This is a genomic window from Methylobacterium sp. CM6241 (assembly GCF_054817845.1).
On record NZ_CM139246.1, the window covers coordinates 2,752,360 to 2,770,890 of the forward strand.

The window sequence follows — 18,531 nt, forward strand, 5'->3', positions numbered from 1 at the left end:
GGCTCAGCGAGGTCTGGCATGAGCCCGGCGCTTTGCTCTCGGACACATCCCGCGCTAGAGCGTCTCCCACCATGTCGCACAACACTTTCGGCCATCTCTTCCGCGTGACCACCTTCGGCGAGAGCCACGGGGTGGCGCTCGGCTGCGTGGTGGACGGGTGCCCGCCGGGGATTCCCATCGAGGCGGCGGACATCCAGGCGGAGCTCGACCGGCGCAAGCCCGGCCAGTCGCGCTTCACGACCCAGCGCCGGGAGCCGGACCAAGTCCGCATCCTGTCGGGGGTGTTCGCCGACGACCGCACCGGCGGCGTGCAGCTGACCACCGGCACGCCGATCGCCCTGGAGATCGAGAATACCGACCAGCGCTCGAAGGATTACTCCGAGATCCGCGACAGCTATCGGCCGGGTCATGCCGACTACGCCTACGACGCCAAATACGGCATCCGCGATTATCGGGGAGGCGGTCGCTCCTCGGCCCGTGAGACCGCCGCCCGCGTGGCGGCCGGGGCCATCGCGCGGCGGGTCTTGCCGGCCGACATCGTCATCCGGGCCGCCCTGGTGCAGATGGGACCGCATGCAATCGACCGGTCGCGGTGGGATTGGGACGAGGTGGCACGCAACCCGTTCTTCTGCCCCGATGCCGAGACGGCTAAATTCTACGAAGAGTATCTCGACGGCATCCGCAAGGACGGCTCGTCCATCGGCGCCGTCATCGAGGTCGTCGCCGAAGGCGTCCCGCCCGGCCTCGGCGCCCCGATCTACGGTAAGCTCGACGCGGATCTCGCCGCCGCGATGATGTCGATCAACGCGGTGAAGGGCGTCGAGATCGGCGACGGCTTCGCCTCGGCGGCTTTGCGCGGTGAGGAGAATGCCGACGAGATGCGCTCGGGCAATGCCGGCGCTCCGACCTTCCTCGCCAACCATGCCGGCGGCGTGCTCGGTGGCATCTCCACCGGCCAGCCGCTGATCTGCCGCTTCGCGGTCAAACCGACCTCCTCCATCCTGACGCCGCGCATGAGCGTGACAACCAACAACCGCGACGTCGATCTCGTCACCAAGGGGCGCCACGACCCCTGCGTCGGTATTCGCGCCGTCCCCGTCGCCGAGGCGATGATGGCGTGCGTACTGGCGGATCACTATCTGCGTCACCGGGGGCAGGTCGGGACGCGGGGGTGACCCGGCGCGCCGCAGCCCATCCGCCCAGCGAATTCCAAGAGATATCCCGTGCCCCATACCCACGTCACGCAGGCCATCGAGGCCTATGCCCGCGGCGAGATCGTCGTCGTCACCGATGACGACGATCGTGAGAACGAGGGCGACCTCGTCGTCGCCGCCTCGCTCTGCACGCCGGAGAAGATGGCCTTCATCGTCCGCAACACCTGCGGCATCGTCTGCGCGCCTCTCACCCGCGCCGAAGCGCGGCGCCTGCGGCTCGACCCGATGGTCGCCTCCAACGATGCGCCGCTCGGCACCGCCTTCACCGTGACGGTGGATGTGAAGCACGGGCTCACCACTGGCATCTCCGCCGAGCAGCGCTGCAACACGGTGCGGGCGCTCGCCAACGGCAATATGGGCGAATCCGATTTCGTCCGCCCCGGCCACATCTTCCCGCTCATCGCCAAGGATGGCGGCGTTCTCATGCGCTCCGGTCACACGGAGGCGGCGGTCGACCTCTGCAAGCTCGCCGGACTGCCGCCGGTGGGCGTCATCTGCGAACTGGCCAACGATGACGGCACGGTGATGAAGGGGCCGCAGATCACGGCCTTCTCGGAACTGCACAACCTCAAGCGCGTCTCGGTGGCCGATCTCATCGCCTACCGGCAGGCGCGCGAGAAGCTGGTCGAGCGCGTCGGAACCTTCCCGGTGAAGTCGGAATTCGGCGAGCTCACCGGCTTCGCCTACACGACCCCGTTCGAGACGGTGCAGCAATTCGCCTTCGTCCAGGGCGATATCGGCGACGGGCAGGATGTGCTGGTGCGCCTGCATCGCTCCAACGTGGTGGCCGACGTGATCGGCGGCGGCAAGTCGATCGACTGCGTCCTGCGCCGTTTCGCCAAGGAGGGACGCGGCGTCCTCGTCTATCTGCGCGACGGCACCGCCGGCGTGCCGCTCTCCTCCTATGCAGAAGAAGGAGCGGAAGCCCAGCGAGTGCGGCAATGGCGGGAGGTCGGGCTTGGCGCCCAGATCCTCCGTGACCTCGGCATCGTCTCGATCCGCAACCTCTCGACCTCGTCGCGCTCCTATGTCGGCCTCTCGGGCTTCGGCATCGACCTGTTGGGCGAGGTGCCGCTGGAAGGGTGAGTCCTCCTCACCGTCCCATCAGCGCATCCATATGGGCGGTGACCGAGCGGGCGAGACCGTCCAGGCTGTAGCCGCCCTCGAGGACCGAGACGATCCGGCCGCCGGCATGCTTGTCGGCGATCTCCATTAGCTTCCGGGTGGCCCAGCCGAAATCGGCCTCGTCGAGTTCGACGCTGGCCAGCGGATCGAGGCGGTGCGCGTCGAACCCTGCCGAGATCACGATCAGGTCGGGGGTGAAAGCGGAGAGGCGGGCGAGGACCCCCTTCTCGAACTTCTCGCGAAAAATCCCGCTGTCGTCGCCGGCCCGTAACGGCACGTTGACGATGGTGTCATGGGTGCCACGCTCACCCACCGCGCCCGTGCCGGGAAACAGCGGCATCTCATGGGTCGAGGCATACATCACCGCCGCATCGTCCCAGAAGATGTCCTGCGAGCCGTTGCCGTGATGGACATCCCAATCCACCAAGGCGACCCGGCTGGCTCCGTGCCGTTCCCGGGCGTGACGGACGGCAATGGCGGCGGAGTTGAACAGGCAGAAGCCCATCGCCTGCATGCGCTCGGCATGGTGGCCTGGCGGCCGCATGGCGACGAACGCGTTCGAACAGGCCCCGCTCATTACCGCATCCACCGCATGGACGGCGCCGCCGACGCCGCGCAGGGCCGCGTCGAGGGTGCCGGGTGACATCAGGGTATCCGAATCGATCTGGACATAGCCCGACCGCGGGGAGGCCGCGATGATCGCCTCCACATAGGGAACAGGATGGGCGAGGGCGACGGTTTCCGTCTCAGCGCGGGGCGCCGATTCGCGCAGCAGACCGGAGAACCGCTCCTTCTCCAGGGCGGCTTCCACGGCGCGGATCCGGTCCGATCGTTCTGGGTGCCCCTCGGGCATCTGGTGATCCAGCGCGGAGGGGTGGCTTACGTACAGGGTCGTCACGCTCATCCCTCCGAACGATCCTCGTCGTTCCACCCGACCCGACTGTGCTTTACGCACAACATACGATGCAAATGCGCCACGGTTCAGGGTAGCGAGATTACGCGCCGATCAGTCTGCGAGTTAGATGGCGACATAATCCATCAACCACATTCTTCGAAGCCCCCCGGCTTCGAGACAGGCTCACTCTCACATGTCGCCCACGACCCGGTCGCCCATCCCCTCCCGTCACGGCGTCCTGCGTCGCTCGCTCGGCGCCGCGACGATCCTGTCCGCCCTCGCCCTCGGCGCCTGCAACACGCAGACGGCGACCGCACCGCTCAGCCCGCCCACCGCGCATACGGCCCTGGCCCAGCCCCCGGCGCTGACCGGTGAGGCCCGTGACAAGGAATGGCTGAAACAGGCGCCGCAGGGCAATGTCGATCCCAAGATCGCCCGCACCACCGTCGACTACAAGACGAACGAGCCCGCGGGCACCGTCATCGTCGTGACGAAGGAGCGCCGGCTCTATTACGTGCTGCCGGACGGCAAGGCCGTGCGCTATCCCGTGGCCGTGGGCCATGCCGGCATGGCCTGGGCCGGGACCGCCAATGTCGACCGCAAGGGCGAGTGGCCGGATTGGAACCCGCCGCCCGAGATGATCGCCCGCCGCCCGGAACTGCCCAAGCGCCTCGAGGGCGGCCCCACCAGCCCCATCGGGGCCCGCGCGCTCTACCTCGCTGAGGGCAAGAAGGACACGCTGTTCCGCATCCACGGCACCAACGAGCCGGAGAAGATCGGCCAGGCCGTGTCGTCCGGCTGCATCCGCATGCTCAACGCGGACGTGGTCGATCTCTACGAGCGCGTTCCGATCGGCGCGAAGGTGGTGGTGCGCTGAGGCGAAGATGGGAACCGGCTCCGTCGCCGAGGCGGCGGAGCCGGGCTCCGAAGATACGATTCGGAAAGGCTCATTCGTGAGCAGCCTTTAACCTGAACGTTGATTCAGATTTGGCCGTTAACTTCTTGAACGGGTGCCTCCTGCATAGTCATCGACATGCAGAAACACAGACCGGCGCAAATAAAGCCGGGGAGGCACCAACCAATGATCAACCATTCGCTTCAGCTCTTCTGTAACCGTGTCGTCGCCGCCGGCCGCATCACCGCCACCGACGTTCAGGTCCTCGGCCGCGATATCCTCCCGGACGGCATCTCGCATGCGGACGAGGCCGACATGCTCATCGCCCTCGACCGGGCCGTGCCGCAGAGCGACGTGTCGTATGCCGATCTCGTGAGCGCCGCGGTGGTGAATTTCGCCGTCTGGGGCGAGCGTCCCACCGGCTACGTCGATGTCGAGATTGCCCGCTGGCTCGTCGGCTCCCTGCGCAGCGATGCCGGCCCGACCCCGCTTGCCGCCCGCATCGCTTTCGAGATCGTTCGCGAGGCCGAGACGAGCCACGAAATCCTCGTCGCCTTCGCCATCGGCTCCGCCCACCGTCGTCTGCATATCGAGGAAGCGACCTCGGTATCGCCGGTCGAGCTACTGGACGCGGCCTGAATCCGAGCAAGTTCGGATCGCGTTCGCCGGACTGGCCAGCGAACGATGGCGAATAGACGGGGCCTGGAGACACACTCAACCTCGACCGGTCTTGGTTCAAAACTTCAGATTTTCCAACAATCGCAAAAATTCGGATCTACAACGATCAATACACATAAATTGAAACTACGGCACAATACCATTGGAATCACGCCATTATACCAATAAAATAACTAGTAATCGCAGATATTTTTAGAATAAATATTTATTACACCACTCAAATATGCGGATCGCAGTTCACCGAACACTCTCTGCAGCAGTTGAACAATGTCGATAAATCGTTGGCCGAGAAGGCTGAAGACACACTGGTGTCGGTCACACCGGATTCACTGCCTGCCACGTCATCGGCTCGATACGACAGCTGACATCAACGTCGGCCGATCCCCTGTCAGATGGATCGGGGTGGGCAGGCGGAAAAGGGGACCAACCCGCGCTTCCTCATCCGAGCCTCGGCGACGGGCAATGCGTCACGGTCAGCATCGGCCGGTCCCTCGACGTCGGAAATGGTGACGAGGCGGGTTTCCTCGCCCTGGTCCGGCAGGCCGATGATGCGCTTTACCGGGCCAAGGAAGAAGGGCGCAATCGCTACGCCGCCCCGTGGATACCAGCGACCATGATTTTGAATACACAACCGGTTTGGCGCAGCGTATGAACAATCCTTCATTGGTCCAGCTTTGCGAAGCCGCACAACTGCTTTAACGGAAACGAGCTTGAGCGCGACGGCGCTCGTGACCTTTCCCGCTTCACCCGAGTGCCTGGACAGATGTTCGAGAAAATCCTGATTGCGAACCGCGGCGAGATTGCGTGCCGCATCATCAAGACCGCTCGCAGGATGGGTATCAAGACGGTCGCCGTCTATTCCGATGCCGACCGGGACGCGGTTCATGTGGCGATGGCGGACGAGGCGGTGCATATCGGCCCCGCTCCGGCCGCGCAGTCCTACCTGATCATCGACAAGATCATCGAGGCCTGCAAACAGACGGGCGCCCAGGCGGTCCATCCGGGCTATGGCTTCCTGTCGGAGCGCGAGGCGTTCCCGCGCGCGCTGGCCGAGGCCGGAATCGTCTTCATCGGCCCCAATCCCGGCGCCATCGCCGCCATGGGCGACAAGATCGAATCGAAGAAGGCGGCCTCGGCTGCCAACGTCTCCACCGTGCCGGGCTTCCTCGGCGTCATCGAGAGCCCCGAACACGCCGTCACCATCGCGGACGAGATCGGCTATCCGGTGATGATCAAGGCTTCCGCCGGCGGTGGCGGCAAGGGCATGCGCATCGCCCATTCGTCGGACGAGGTCGCGGAGGGCTTCGCCCGCGCCAAGTCCGAGGCCGCCTCGTCCTTCGGCGACGACCGTGTGTTCGTCGAGAAATTCATCACCGATCCGCGCCACATCGAGATCCAGGTGATCGGCGACAAGCACGGCAACGTCATCTATCTCGGCGAGCGTGAATGCTCGATCCAGCGCCGCAACCAGAAAGTCATCGAGGAGGCGCCGTCGCCGCTCCTCGACGAGGCGACCCGGAAGAAGATGGGCGAGCAGGCCGTGGCCTTGGCCAAGGCCGTCTCCTACGATTCGGCCGGTACCGTCGAGTTCGTCGCCGGCCAGGACAAGTCGTTCTACTTCCTCGAGATGAACACCCGTCTCCAAGTCGAGCATCCCGTCACCGAGATGATCACCGGCCTCGATCTCGTCGAGTTGATGATCCGTTCGGCCTATGGCGAGGCGCTGCCACTGAGCCAGGACCAGGTGAAGCTCAACGGCTGGGCCGTGGAGAGCCGCGTCTACGCCGAGGATCCGACCCGCAACTTCCTGCCCTCCATTGGCCGCCTCACAACCTACCAGCCGCCGGAGGAGGGCCCGTTCGGCAATGCCATCGTGCGTAACGATACCGGCGTGGAGGAGGGCGGCGAGATCGCGATCCACTACGATCCGATGATCGCCAAGCTGGTGACCTGGGCGCCCACCCGCGCCGAGGCCATCGAATCGCAGGGCCAGGCACTGGACGCCTTCGCCATCGACGGCATCCGCCACAACATCCCGTTCCTGTCGGCCCTCATGGCGCATCCGCGCTGGCGCTCGGGCAATATTTCCACCGGCTTCATCGCCGAGGAATTCCCCGAAGGCTTCGTCGCCCCCGAGCCCGAGGGCGAGGTCGCCCAACGCATGGCGGCCGCTGCCGCCGCCATCGACCACAAGCTCAACACCCGCAAGCGCGGCATCTCGGGCCAGATGCGCGACTCGGCCCTGCTCCATTTCGAGCGCGACCGCATCGTGATCCTGGCAGGCCAATCCTACCCGGTCACGGTGGACGATCTCGGCGAGCATCTCGTCGTCACCGCCGAAGACGGCCGGACCTGGACGGTGGAGAGCGACTGGCGTCCGGGTGAGCCGGTCTGGTCGGGAGAGATCAACGGCACTCGCGTGGCCATCCAAGTGCGCGCCCTTCTCAACGGCGTCGCGCTCCAGCATGCGGGCGCGGCGGCCGAGGCGCGGGTCTTCACCCGGCGCGAAGCCGAACTCGCCGCCCTGATGCCGATCAAGGAGAATGCCGGGTCCGGCAAGCAGGTGCTCTGCCCGATGCCCGGCCTGGTGAAGGCGATCCTGGTGAAGGAAGGCCAGGAAGTGAAGAACGGCGAGCCCCTCGCCATCGTCGAGGCGATGAAAATGGAGAACGTGCTTCGCGCCGAGCGCGACGCCACCATCTCCAAGATCGAAGCGAAGGAAGGCGACAGCCTCGCGGTCGACGCGGTCATCATGGAATTCGCCTGATCGCATAGCGATTAAAGGTGCGCGGTAGCCGATCACGGCCGCCCCGCTTCCTCGCTGAACGCCAGACGCAATCTCGAAGCGAGGGGATCGACAGCCCCCTCGTTCACCGGGACCCCGCGAATGGGCCCTCCTGGGCGGGTCCGACCGTCGAATCGGGCCCGGCAGGCGCTCGTCATCCCCTTCCGGCCAGCCGATCCATGCCCCTGTATTTCTCCTACGGTGCCAACATGGATGCCGCCGCGATGGCCATGCGCTGCCCCGGCTCGACCTCCCTCGGCACCGCCCGCCTGAACCGGCACCGCTTCATCATCATGCGAGAGGGCTATGCCTCGGTGGTGCGCGACCCGACATCCACCGTCTGGGGCGTCCTCTGGGATTTGGCGCTGGCCGACGTGCCGGCCCTCGACCGCTACGAGGGCGTCGCCGGGCGGCTCTACACGAAGGCCTACCAGCCGGTGACCACATCGACCGGCGTGAAACGGGCTTTGATCTATCTCGGCTGCAGCGCCGTTCCGGGGGTTCCGCGACCGGACTACCTGCAACCGGTGCTGGCCGCGGCCGAAGCCGCCGCTTTCCCGGCGCCTTACCTCGCCGAGATGCGCCGCTGGCTGCGGGCAGGACGCGGCTGAGGATCGCAGACAGGGTTGGATGCGAGGAGGTTTATTCTTGGCTACGATCAGAACCGTCGATGTCGTCATCCGTGGCCGAGTGCAAGGTGTCGGCTACCGGTACTGGACCGCGCGTGAAGCGGAACGTCGCTGCCTCGACGGCCATGTCCGCAACCGTTCGGATTGCGGTGTGGAAGCGACCTTCAGCGGTCCCGCCGATGCGGTCGCCGCCATGCTCGATGCGTGCAAGCTGGGGCCCGCCGGTGCCGTCGTGTCCTCGGTGGAGGCGGTGGACTCCGCCAATCCCCCCGATGCGCGATTTCGCATCCTGCGAACGTGATCTCTCCGTGCCGACGGGCACGATAACGGGTTTCTCTTTTCCTTCATCGTCAGAGATTCGTTTCCCACGGATCGGGCCGATGACCTATGGTCCGCGCCGCAGGCGGAACGGCGCCGGACCGGTGAGACCGGGTTCCGGTCGGCCATAGGCCGGGAAGCGATCAGAACCCATGCAGCAGCCGTTCACTCTCGCGGATTTCTCGCCGCTCGACATTGCCGGCCTTCTCTATTTCGTCGCCGCCTGGGCTGGCTATGGGATAGCGGTGGCGCGGATGCGCGGGCGGCGCACGAGCCTGAGCCAGATCATGAACCGCCAGCGGGAAGAATGGTCGCGGCAGCTCATCGTCCGCGACAACCGGGTGGTCGACACCACGATCAACGCCTCCCTCCAGAACGGGACGGCTTTCTTCGCCTCCACGTCCCTCATCGCGCTCGGCGGGGTGCTGACCCTGTCCCGCTCCGGTGACGATGTGCTGACCCTGTTCGGCGCGCTGCCCTTCGGCGCCATCGCCACGCGCGTCACCTGGGAGGTCAAGGTGGCGGGCCTCGCCGTCGTCTTCGTCTATGCGTTCTTCAAATTCGCCTGGGCCTACCGTCTGTTCAATTACGGTGCGATCCTCATCGGCGCGGTTCCGCCCAAGGGTGCTGGCGCCGCGCAACGTGACATGGACCGCGCCGCCCGCCGGGCCGCCGCCATGAACATCGCCGCCGGGACCCATTTCGCAAAGGGACAGCGTGCCTTCCTGTTCGCGCTGGCCTATCTCGGCTGGTTCGTGAACGCCTGGTTTCTCATCCTCGCCACCACGGGCGTCATCTGTGTCATGTGGCGACGGCAATTCACCTCCGATATCCGCGCCATCCTCCTCAACGAGGACGACGAGGCCACCCTGCAGGACACCGAGTCATGAGCACAGAGCGCAGATCCGTGAGCGAGGAGGAGATCGGCGAATCGATCCTCCGCCTCGTTTCAGAGCGGGGAGAAGGCAAGACCGTCTGCCCATCGGAGGTGGCGCGCCACCTCGGCGGGCCGCATCCGGACGGCTGGAGCCCGCTGATGCAGCCGGTTCGCCGGATGGCCGTGCGCCTTACCAAGGAGGGCCGCATCGCCATCCTGCGCAAGGGGAAGCCCGTCGCCGACCCCGACGATTTTCGCGGGATCTATCGTCTCGGAATGCCCGTCCCGGCTACCGGCGAAGCCTGAACCTTCTTCGTCGAGAAAAAGATCAGTCGGCCTTCGTCCGCGGCGCCGGCAGCATCGCGTCGGTATAGCCGGCGAGCCGGTAGACGACCAAGCCGATCCATTCCTTGACCACGAGGTCGAGGACCAGCAGCCCGTCGGAGGCGAAGCTCTTCGGCTTCCACGCGTCGCTCCATCCCACCGTGCGGTAATCGACCGGATAGGCCGTCACGTCGAAACCGGCCTGGCGAAAGCAGCCGATGGCGCGCGGCATGTGCCAGGCGGAGGTGACGAGCAGCCAGCGTTCACCCGCCACCGGCTTGACGAGATCGGCCGAGAAACGCGCGTTCTCGTGGGTGTTGCGCGAGCGGTCTTCCAGGATCAGCCGCGTGCGCGGCAGCCCGAGCGTATCGGCGAAGCGGCTGACGATCTCGGCCTCCGACGTTCCATCGGTGCCGAGCAAGCCGCTGCCCCCGGAGAAAAGCAGCCGTGCCTCCGGGTAGCGGCGCGCGAGATCCGCGAAGGCGATCTGGCGCTCGCCGGCATCGTTCACCGAGAGCTGGCCGCGCGCCAGCGTCGTCTGGGTTTCCACGGCGCCACCGAGCACGATCACGCCCTTGATCGGTGCGCCGTCATCCGCGAAGCGCGGGAAACGGTTTTCGAGGGGCAGGGTGATCCAGGCAGAGAGGGGCAGGAGGCCGCCGAGGAAGAGCCCGGCGAAGCCGAGGAGGGCCAGACCGCGCCCGAGGCGCGGCGTCCAGCCGCCGAACATTAGGACGCAGCCGAGGAGCCCGATCAGGATGAAGAAGTTCGAGGGCGTGATGACGAAATAGATCAGTTTTGAGAGCGGAAAGAACATGTCTGGACCCTGAAGCCTCGTCTCAGTCGGGCGCGTCCGCGCGCGGGTCAGTCTCGGTCCGGCCTGTCCGCATCCGGCGGGTAGGGATGCTCCAGCCCCTGAGGGTCGGTGACACGCCAGCCGGACCTGTCGCTTGCGAGATAGGACGGTCCCACCGGCACCTTGCCGTGGCCGCCGGGAATATCGAGCACGTAGAGCGGTTGGGCGAGGCCGGACAGGCGCCCGCGCAGGCGTCCCATGAGGTTGCGACCCGCCGCCAATCCGGTGCGCAGGTGCCCGGTGCCGGGCGCGAGATCGCCATGATGAAGATAGTAGGGCTTCACCCGGTTCTCGACGAAGCTTCGCATCAGGCTCGCGAGGGTCTCGGGGTCGTCGTTGACCCCGGCGAGCAGCACCGACTGGCTCACCATCGGGATGCCGGCATCGACGAGACGGGCGATGGCGCCTTTCGCGGCCGGCGTGAATTCGCGCGGATGATTGGCGTGGAGCGCGACATAGACCGCACCGCCGAAGCGCTTCAGGGCAGCGACGAGATCGTCGTCCACGCGGGCGGGCTCGACCACCGGCACACGGGTATGGATGCGCAGGACCTTGACGTGCGGGATGAGGCCAAGGGCCTCGGCGATCTGCCCGAGCCGGCGGGCCGAGAGCGCGAACGGGTCGCCGCCGGTGAGGATCACCTCCCAGATGTCGGGCCGGTCGGCGATGTAGGCGAAAGCGGCGGCGAGTTCGTCCTCGCTCAGGGTGCCGAGCCCGTCCGGCCCCACCATCTCGCGGCGGAAGCAGAAGCGGCAATAGACCGGGCAGACATGGAGCGGCTTGAGCAGCACCCGGTCGGGATAGCGGTGGACGAGGCCCGGAAGCGGCGAATGCGCCGCATCGCCGATCGGGTCCGAATCTTCCTCCGCACGTGTCACCAGTTCCTCCGCGCGGGGCAGGAACTGGCGGGCGATGGGGTCGGCGGGATCGGTCGGGTCGATCAGTTCGGCCATGTCGGGCGTCACCGAGACCGCGTATCGCGCCGCCACCGCTTCGAGCGCGGAAAGATCGGACGGAGCGACGAGCCCGGCTTCGACGAGCTGCGCGGGGTTGCGAAGGGAGCGGGGCAGGGAACGGGGAAGCGGCCTGTTCACGCTCCTTCCCCCATTTCCACCGCTGTCTCCGCGATCGGAGTCCAGATCACGTCGTCGATGCGCGGCGCGCCGACCGCGAGCATGACTAGCCTGTCGAGGCCCAGCGCGATGCCGCTCGCCTCCGGCATGATGGCCAGGGCCGAGAGGAAATCCTCGTCGATCGGGTAGGTCTCGCCGTAGATCCGCGCCTTCTCCGCCATCTCGATCTCGAAGCGCCGCCGCTGCTCGTGCGGGTCGGTGAGTTCGCCGAAGGCGTTGGCGAGTTCGACGCCGCATGCGTAGAGCTCGAACCTCTCCGCTACGCGGGGGTCGCGGGCGCTGGGACGGGCCAGGGCCGCCTCGCTCACGGGATATTCGTACAGCAGGGTCGGCCGTCCGTCGCCGAGCTTCGGCTCGATCAGGGCGACGAGGACGCGGCTGAACAGGTCGGCCCAGGTATCGTCGGCCGCCACCCGCAGGCCGCATGCGACCACGCCGGCGGCGAGGCCGTCCCTGTCCGTGCCCCCGCCAGGCTCGATCGTCGCCAGGAGGTCGATGTCGGCATGGCGCTCGAACGCCTCGGCGAGCGTGAGACGCTCGAAATCCGCGAAGGGATCGGATTCCCTTCCCCGAAAGCGGAGGGAGCGCGTCTTAGCCTCGTCGGCCGCCAAGGCCAGAATGTCGGCGCAGTCACGCATCAGCACCTCGTAATCCTGCCCCGCCCGGTACCATTCCAGCATGGTGAATTCCGGATGGTGCAGGGGACCGCGCTCACGGTTGCGGAAGACCCGCGCCACGCTGAACAGCCGTATCTCACCCGCGGCCAACAGCTTCTTGCAGGCGAATTCCGGCGAGGTGTGGAGATAGAGCGGGGAGGCGGCACCGTCATGGCCGATGGCGGAGGTGGCGAAGGCCGAGAGATGCGCCTCGTTGCCCGGCGAGACCTGGAGGGCGGCGGCTTCGACCTCGACGAAGTCGCGGGCCGCGAAATGCCCGCGCAGGGCCGCGACGATACGGTTTCGCGCGAGCAGGGCCGGCCGGCGATCGGCATGCCGATGCGGCGCCCACCATGGAGACGGTGAGCCGCTCACGCCGGTTCTCCCCCTAGCCGGCGCACCAATTGCGGGCACAGGCGCCGGGCTGCTGGCAACGCGACGCAGGATAGGATAGTGGCGGGGCACAGATGTCGCTCCCGTGGGCCGAATCCACGCCGGGGCGTCGCATATATTGTCTCGAACAGGATCTGACCCCGTGAAGGTGATCGCCTCTACGCTCCGCAAGGGCAACGTCGTCGACAAGGACGGCAAGCTCTACGTCATCTTGACGGTGGAGAACATCCATCCCGGCAAGGGCACCCCCGTCACGCAGCTCGACATGCGCCGCATCACCGATGGGGTGAAGGTGTCCGAGCGCTACCGCACCACCGAGTCGGTGGAGCGTGCCTTCGTGGAGGATCGCGAGCACACCTTCCTGTACGAGGATGGCGAGGGCTACCACTTCATGAACCCTGAGAACTACGATCAGGTCGCGGTTCCCAAGGACGTGATCGGTAGCGCGGCGCCCTACCTGCAGGAGGGCATGAAGGTGATGCTGGCCCTGCACAACGACGTGCCGCTCACGGTCGAACTGCCGCAGCGCGTCACCCTCGAGATCACCGAGACCGAGCCGGCGATGAAGGGTCAGACGGCCTCGTCTTCCTACAAGCCGGCGATCCTGTCGAACGGCGTGCGCACCGCCGTCCCGCCGCATGTGGCGGTCGGCACCCGTGTGGTCATCCTGACGGAAGACGGTTCCTACGTGGAACGCGCCAAGGATTGAGACCCGCCGGTTCGAGGCTCGGAGTTCGAGGCTCGGGCATCGATCTCCCACGGGAGACCGATGCCGGCCTGATCCGCCTCAGGGCGACGGCGCCGGCCCTTCGGCGGCGTCGTAACAGGACTGAGACAGAGCCTGGGCCTTCGCCCGCTCTTCGACGCTGAATCCCCGCCCCGTGATCGCCCAGAGATTCTCTCGCTGGAGGGCATCGGCGACACAGCGCGCCGCCACCCGGCATGTCTGCGCGGAACCTCCGGTCGTCTCGCACTGGACCCGGTAATCCTGACGGAACGCCGCGAGACCTGCCTTCGGATGAGGGCCGGTCACCGTCACGACGCCCGTGAGCAGGGCGAGCAGCACCGGCTGATGCACGAGATACACGGCGAGGCTGTGGCGCCCGGCCAAAGCCAGCCCGTGCGAGGCGAGCGATCCCGGCCGCCACGTCGCCCATTTCGTGCGCAGGAAAGCCGGCAGACCGAGCCGCGCCGCTACCAGCCCCAAGAGAACCAGGCCGAACCAGGGAAACAGCGGCACGTAATCGTTGGTCCGCGGCGGAACCATGCCGAGGCCGAGGAAACTCAGGATCGGGTCGTCGAAGACCGCGAGGTGATAATCCGGGTTCGCCATCACGGCCGGCGTCGCCAGAACGACGATCCCCACCACCAGTGCGACGGCCGGCGACACCCGTAGGAACGGCACGGCGAGCACGCTCGACACGGCGATGCAATGCAGGATGCCGAAGAAGATGAAGCTGTCCGGAAACGCGTAGACCGTCGCGGCCGTGATGAGGAGGGCGGCGATGCCGATCCGCGCGAGACGCAGGAGGAACGCGCGGGGCCGGAGGCCATCCCGGTTCATCAGGACGAGGCCGATCCCGACGAGAACGAGGAACGTACCCGCGATGAGGTGCGCCGCGACCTTGCCCAACGGGGCCAGAGCATAATTTTCGGGCGTGAGCGCGAGGTGCCCGAGGTCCCAGGTGGTGTGGTAGGCGGCCATCGCCAGCAGGGCGCCGCCCCGCGCGACATCGAGACTATCGAACCGCCGCGGCGTTCCACCGAGTTCTTTGGAGGCCGGCGATGCGGAGGACGCAGCGACAGGTCTCGCCGTGGAGGCACTCATGCGAACGGCCTCGCCGGCTTGAACCGTTCGGAGTGGCGCGACGAGCCCGCGCGAGGCGAGCGTCCGATCTCGGACGATACGATCTGAGTCATGCGCGTTGGCTATCGCCGGTGGCGAGGCGGATGCAAGGGCCCAGCATCGCCCAGTGTGACCGGCGCTCCGCGAGTAGTGTCGAAAACCGTCCAACTCCCGAACGAGAAGCGGCAGCTTGTGGGCGGATAGGCCGTATCCGGACTTTTCGGCGGAAGCCGCTGAGTCACCGTTGCGGGCGAGGAAGGCGCCGCGCCGCCGGTTGCCCGGCTCCTTGTTGCTCCGATGCCAATATGATGAAGAATGTCTCAATCGCCGCAGTCGATGTCCGCCAAACGGGCTTCCGCCGAGTCATGACTTTGTTAATCTATGGTGCGGATCGCGTCGCGTGATTCGGTGTGGGTTGCTTACATGTCCGACGATTTCGAATCAGGCTCGCACGGCCAGCGCGCGATGGGTGAATCGACCGGTGGACGTGGCACCGACCTCGGCGACGGAGAAGTGCAGCGCCCCCTCGACCTCATCGAGGTTTCGGGGCGCATCAAATGGTTCGATGTGTCGAAGGGCTTCGGCTTCATCCTTCCCGATGACGGCTCGGCCGACGTCTTGGTTCACATCACGTGCCTGCGCCGCGACGGATTCTCGGCCGCCAGCGAGGGCGCGCGCATCGTGGTGGAAGCCACCGAGCGGCCGCGCGGATGGCAGGCCTTCCGGGTGATTTCCCTGGATCAGTCGACGGCGATCCACCCGTCCGAACTCCCGATGCCCCGCACCCATGTGAGCGTCACGGCGACGAGCGGGCTCGAGACGGCCGTGGTGAAGTGGTTCAACCGGTTGCGCGGTTTCGGCTTCCTGAGCCGGGGGGACGGCTCCCCCGACATCTTCGTCCATATGGAGACGTTGCGTCGCTACGGCATCGCCGAACTGAAGCCCGGCGAAACCGTTCTCGTGCGCTACGGCGACGGCTCGAAGGGCAAGATGGCAGCCGAGGTCCGGCTTCTGGACGGCGCGCTACCCGCCTCCCATTGACGGAATGACCACGTGACACCAATCCAAGACGTTCGCTCGTCCGCGCCCTTGCGCGCGCTCCTGATCCTGATCACGATTCTCGCTGGTCTCGGCCTCGCCAATGCTCAGGATCTGGCCCCGCAGGAGCCCCTTGCGATCACGGGCAAGAGCGGCAGGCACAGCTTCTCCGTCGAGGTGATGCGCGACGACGAATCGCGCTCGCGCGGCCTGATGTTCCGCCGCGCGATGGCGCCTGAGCACGGGATGCTCTTCGACTTCCAGAAAGTCGAGCGCGTCGCGATGTGGATGAAGAACACCTACCTGCCCCTCGACATGCTGTTCATCCGCCCGGATGGAAGCATTGCCCGGATCGCGACCAATACCGAGCCGCTTTCGACCAAGGTCATTCCGTCGGGAGAGCCAGTGGTCGCCGTTCTCGAACTCAATGCCGGTGTCACGGCTAAGCTCGGAATCAAGGCGGGTGACCAAGTCGACCACACGATGTTCCCATCGCGCTGACCATAGCGAAACGAGGATCTTCGCGGCACCACCCCGCGAACACAGCGTGAACGAGCATCTTGACGGCCGCCTCGTTTCTCACCAATGTTCCCATATTGTTCCAAAGGCGAGCGAACCTGAGACAGCGGGTTCCTCGACGATGACAGGGGAACGCGATGCTCGACGTTCAAGCTTCCGGCGATGAAACGATCCTGTTCGAGAATGCCGATTGGCGCGTGATCGCGGACGGTCTCGAACATCGCGGGACCGGTTATTTCATCGCCCGCGAGAGCTTGGGCCGGCGCTCCGAGTCCGGCCTGTGGGAATGGCCGCTGCATCTGGCGGAGAAGAGCTGGTGTTCGCTGCGTCCGTTCCGCGACGCGTTTCAGGCGGCTGCCGATCTCTTCAACGTCGAGCGCGACGAGGCGTTGTCGCAATCCTTCGTCACCGGTTTTGGCCTCAGGATGGGGCAGGGCGGACAGGGCGGCACCGAAGGCTTCACGAAACTGGCGGAACTGGTACGTCCGAAATCCCTCGCTCGGCGGAGACCCACCGCATCCGAGGGCCGGCCCGTTCCCCACCGCAACGTCGCGGGGCGGAAGGAAGAGAAGGATACGGCGCGCGTCGCCCTGTCCTGACGTGACCTCCCTCCGCGACGCCCTAGTTTCCTGAAAGGCGTCGAGGGGCGCCGTGCAGGAGGTCAATCCATGGACGAGCGCGTGACGGACAAGGACGATCGGAGCAAGGGACTGGGCGGCCTCGATGGGCTCGTCGTTCCCCCCCTCTCGCGCCGGGGCTTCGTGATGACGAGCCTGATCGCCGGGTTCACCCTGGCCGAGGCGAATGCGCAGGCTCAGGCCGTTACGACCGATTCCAATGGTCTCGTCGCCGGCGAGGTGAAAATCCCCGCAACCGACGGGCCGATGCCGGGTTATCGGGCGATGCCCGAGGGAGCGGGCCCGTTTCCCCTCGTTCTCGTCATCGAAGAGATTTTCGGGGTCCACGAATATATCAAGGACGTGTGCCGCCGCCTGGCCAAGGCCGGCTATTGCGCCGTGGCGCCCGAGCTCTACGCAAGGCAGGGCGATCTCTCGACTATGACGGATGTGAAGGCGATCGTTCGCGACGTCATCCTGAAGACGCCCGATGCCGAGTGGATCGCGGATCTCGATGCGGCAGCGTCCTGGGCCGTTGCCGATTCGAAGGCCGATCCCGAGCGGATCGGCACGATGGGATGGTGCCGGGGCGGTCGCGGGGCATGGCTATACGCGGCGCATCGGCGCGATCTGAAAGCCGCGGTGGCCTGGTACGGCCCACTCGGCGGCGACCGTACGAGCCTGCAGCCGAAAACGGCAGGGGACGTCGCAGCGGACATCCGCGCACCGCTTCTGGCACTCTATGGCGGCGCGGATACCGGCATTCCCATAGCCAGCGTCGAGGAGGCCCGCGACCGGGCGAATGCTGCGGGGCGGAGTGTCGAGCTCGTCGTCTTCCCCGACGCACCGCACGGGTTCCATGCCGATTACCGGCCGAGCTATCGCAAGGACAGTGCGGAGCAGGGCTGGGCACGCGCGCTGGCGTTCCTCAAAAGCCACGGGGTCGGCTAAATCGTACCCTCATCGACCAACGCGACGATCGACCGAATCGGAGCGTTCGGGCACCTCCCACAGGAGCGTTCCCTCTGTTACAATGGAGAAACCGCCGCTCTGATCATGATTTCAGGGATGGATGCATGTCGGAAATTACGATCCGAGCGCCGGTTCGACACATTGACGGGTAGGACTACATAGCGTTGCTGGGATAACGGCTAGAGCGGCTGTCAAGCCTGAAGAGCGTTCCGGACCCATGAGTGCTGCGAATCCATCAGGCGAGAGACCCATCATCCTCGTCGTCGAGGACGAGCCGGATGAGCGCTACCTCGCGGCCGCACTCCTGGAAGAGACCGGGTTCAGCGTCATCGAGGCGGAAACCGCCGAACGCGCCCTCGCCATCCTGAACGAGAAGGACGGCGCTGTGAGCGTCGTCTTCTCCGATGTGCGAACCCCTGGCCCCATCGGCGGCTTCGAACTCGCGCGGATCATCGGAGTCACCTGGCCGCGGGTACGCGTGCTGCTCACATCCGGTGATGCGGGCGACCAGCCCAGTGACCTGCGGATTTCCGCGACTTTCATCCCGAAACCGTGGCGGGCATCCGACATCCTCGCTTGGGTCGAGGAAGCGGCGGGCCGTGCTCCCGCGCAAGGCGCGGGCATAGACGTGATCGGTGGCACCGCTCCCTGACGGGCCGCCGGGCCGCTCAAAAAATATCATAGATCATAGGGAAACTTGACGGGCTCCAACCGTTGGTTGGTTCAGTCGCCCGTCGATCAGTGACGGGCCATGGGTTTCC

21 protein-coding genes are annotated in these 18,531 nt (G+C 66.1%); 15 read left to right on the forward strand and 6 right to left on the reverse strand.

What is annotated here, in order from left to right; genetic code table 11:
- Window positions 1-71: 71 nt before the first annotated feature.
- Window positions 72-1,175 carry a chorismate synthase gene (gene aroC, locus ACYQR9_RS12795; RefSeq protein WP_461226531.1) on the forward strand — a complete coding sequence of 368 codons (1,104 nt, stop codon included), beginning with the start codon at window positions 72-74 and terminating at the stop codon, window positions 1,173-1,175.
- 48 nt (window positions 1,176-1,223) lie between these two features.
- On the forward strand, window positions 1,224-2,300 hold the full coding sequence (ribB, locus tag ACYQR9_RS12800; RefSeq protein ID WP_461226533.1) for a 3,4-dihydroxy-2-butanone-4-phosphate synthase: 1,077 nt from the start codon (window positions 1,224-1,226) through the stop codon (window positions 2,298-2,300).
- Window positions 2,301-2,307: 7 nt separating this feature from the next.
- On the opposite strand, the gene ACYQR9_RS12805 is transcribed toward ribB, so the two are convergent.
- A complete protein-coding gene (locus tag ACYQR9_RS12805; RefSeq protein ID WP_461226535.1) occupies window positions 2,308-3,243 on the reverse strand; it encodes a histone deacetylase family protein in 936 nt (311 codons plus the stop codon).
- 184 nt (window positions 3,244-3,427) lie between these two features.
- On the opposite strand from ACYQR9_RS12805, the gene ACYQR9_RS12810 reads away from it, so the two are divergent.
- Both ACYQR9_RS12810 and ACYQR9_RS12815 read left to right on the forward strand, forming a co-directional pair.
- Window positions 3,428-4,111 (forward strand): L,D-transpeptidase, encoded by a 684-nt coding sequence (locus tag ACYQR9_RS12810; protein ID WP_461226537.1) that lies wholly within the window; start codon window positions 3,428-3,430, stop codon window positions 4,109-4,111.
- Window positions 4,112-4,315: 204 nt separating this feature from the next.
- Entirely contained in the window at window positions 4,316-4,768 is a 453-nt protein-coding gene (locus ACYQR9_RS12815) for a hypothetical protein (RefSeq protein ID WP_461226539.1), read from the forward strand.
- Between the two features lie 427 nt (window positions 4,769-5,195).
- On the opposite strand, the gene ACYQR9_RS12820 is transcribed toward ACYQR9_RS12815, so the two are convergent.
- Window positions 5,196-5,693, reverse strand: coding sequence for a hypothetical protein (locus ACYQR9_RS12820; RefSeq protein ID WP_461229891.1), 498 nt, complete (start codon window positions 5,691-5,693; stop codon window positions 5,196-5,198).
- On the opposite strand from ACYQR9_RS12820, the gene ACYQR9_RS12825 reads away from it, so the two are divergent.
- The 5 genes from ACYQR9_RS12825 to ACYQR9_RS12845 all read left to right on the forward strand — a co-directional run bounded on the left by ACYQR9_RS12825 (window position 5,622) and on the right by ACYQR9_RS12845 (window position 9,722).
- Window positions 5,622-7,574 (forward strand): ATP-binding protein, encoded by a 1,953-nt coding sequence (locus ACYQR9_RS12825; protein ID WP_461229796.1) that lies wholly within the window; start codon window positions 5,622-5,624, stop codon window positions 7,572-7,574. The two genes, ACYQR9_RS12820 and ACYQR9_RS12825, sit on opposite strands and share 72 nt — an antisense overlap.
- Window positions 7,575-7,771: 197 nt before the next feature.
- Window positions 7,772-8,203, forward strand: coding sequence for a gamma-glutamylcyclotransferase family protein (locus ACYQR9_RS12830; RefSeq protein WP_056423837.1), 432 nt, complete (start codon window positions 7,772-7,774; stop codon window positions 8,201-8,203).
- Window positions 8,204-8,222: 19 nt separating this feature from the next.
- The gene (locus ACYQR9_RS12835; protein WP_461226541.1) at window positions 8,223-8,522 is read left to right on the forward strand and encodes an acylphosphatase; all 300 of its coding nucleotides are present in this window, start codon (window positions 8,223-8,225) and stop codon (window positions 8,520-8,522) included.
- Between the two features lie 169 nt (window positions 8,523-8,691).
- Window positions 8,692-9,429 (forward strand): DUF599 domain-containing protein, encoded by a 738-nt coding sequence (locus ACYQR9_RS12840; RefSeq protein ID WP_461226543.1) that lies wholly within the window; start codon window positions 8,692-8,694, stop codon window positions 9,427-9,429.
- Window positions 9,426-9,722, forward strand: coding sequence for a DUF3253 domain-containing protein (locus ACYQR9_RS12845; RefSeq protein WP_461224483.1), 297 nt, complete (start codon window positions 9,426-9,428; stop codon window positions 9,720-9,722). Before ACYQR9_RS12840 ends, ACYQR9_RS12845 begins: the two co-directional genes overlap by 4 nt.
- Before the next feature lie 22 nt (window positions 9,723-9,744).
- Here the strand turns inward: ACYQR9_RS12845 and ACYQR9_RS12850 are convergent, their stop codons facing one another.
- The 3 genes from ACYQR9_RS12850 to epmA are packed head-to-tail and all read right to left on the reverse strand — an operon-like array spanning window position 9,745 to window position 12,760.
- Window positions 9,745-10,557 (reverse strand): YdcF family protein, encoded by an 813-nt coding sequence (locus ACYQR9_RS12850; protein ID WP_461226545.1) that lies wholly within the window; start codon window positions 10,555-10,557, stop codon window positions 9,745-9,747.
- Between the two features lie 47 nt (window positions 10,558-10,604).
- On the reverse strand, window positions 10,605-11,666 hold the full coding sequence (locus ACYQR9_RS12855; protein WP_207410759.1) for a lysine-2,3-aminomutase-like protein: 1,062 nt from the start codon (window positions 11,664-11,666) through the stop codon (window positions 10,605-10,607).
- A 20-nt stretch (window positions 11,667-11,686) separates the two neighbouring features.
- Window positions 11,687-12,760, reverse strand: a complete 1,074-nt coding sequence (gene epmA / locus ACYQR9_RS12860; RefSeq protein ID WP_207410460.1) for an EF-P lysine aminoacylase EpmA — start codon at window positions 12,758-12,760, stop codon at window positions 11,687-11,689.
- Between the two features lie 160 nt (window positions 12,761-12,920).
- Between epmA and efp the strand changes: the two genes are divergently transcribed.
- The gene (gene efp / locus ACYQR9_RS12865; protein ID WP_056423850.1) at window positions 12,921-13,487 is read left to right on the forward strand and encodes an elongation factor P; all 567 of its coding nucleotides are present in this window, start codon (window positions 12,921-12,923) and stop codon (window positions 13,485-13,487) included.
- A 78-nt stretch (window positions 13,488-13,565) separates the two neighbouring features.
- On the opposite strand, the gene ACYQR9_RS12870 is transcribed toward efp, so the two are convergent.
- On the reverse strand, window positions 13,566-14,606 hold the full coding sequence (locus ACYQR9_RS12870; RefSeq protein ID WP_207410458.1) for a DUF1624 domain-containing protein: 1,041 nt from the start codon (window positions 14,604-14,606) through the stop codon (window positions 13,566-13,568).
- A 483-nt stretch (window positions 14,607-15,089) separates the two neighbouring features.
- On the opposite strand from ACYQR9_RS12870, the gene ACYQR9_RS12875 reads away from it, so the two are divergent.
- From ACYQR9_RS12875 to ACYQR9_RS12895, 5 genes are all read left to right on the forward strand, one after another.
- Complete coding sequence (locus ACYQR9_RS12875; protein WP_244478141.1) at window positions 15,090-15,665, forward strand: cold-shock protein; 576 nt, start codon at window positions 15,090-15,092, stop codon at window positions 15,663-15,665.
- Between the two features lie 12 nt (window positions 15,666-15,677).
- Entirely contained in the window at window positions 15,678-16,163 is a 486-nt protein-coding gene (locus ACYQR9_RS12880; RefSeq protein WP_207410456.1) for a DUF192 domain-containing protein, read from the forward strand.
- 155 nt (window positions 16,164-16,318) lie between these two features.
- On the forward strand, window positions 16,319-16,780 hold the full coding sequence (locus ACYQR9_RS12885) for a hypothetical protein (RefSeq protein ID WP_311274687.1): 462 nt from the start codon (window positions 16,319-16,321) through the stop codon (window positions 16,778-16,780).
- A gap of 69 nt (window positions 16,781-16,849) precedes the next feature.
- Window positions 16,850-17,749 carry a dienelactone hydrolase family protein gene (locus ACYQR9_RS12890; RefSeq protein ID WP_461226548.1) on the forward strand — a complete coding sequence of 300 codons (900 nt, stop codon included), beginning with the start codon at window positions 16,850-16,852 and terminating at the stop codon, window positions 17,747-17,749.
- 238 nt (window positions 17,750-17,987) lie between these two features.
- Window positions 17,988-18,422 carry a response regulator gene (locus ACYQR9_RS12895; RefSeq protein WP_056423856.1) on the forward strand — a complete coding sequence of 145 codons (435 nt, stop codon included), beginning with the start codon at window positions 17,988-17,990 and terminating at the stop codon, window positions 18,420-18,422.
- Window positions 18,423-18,531: the final 109 nt, after the last annotated feature.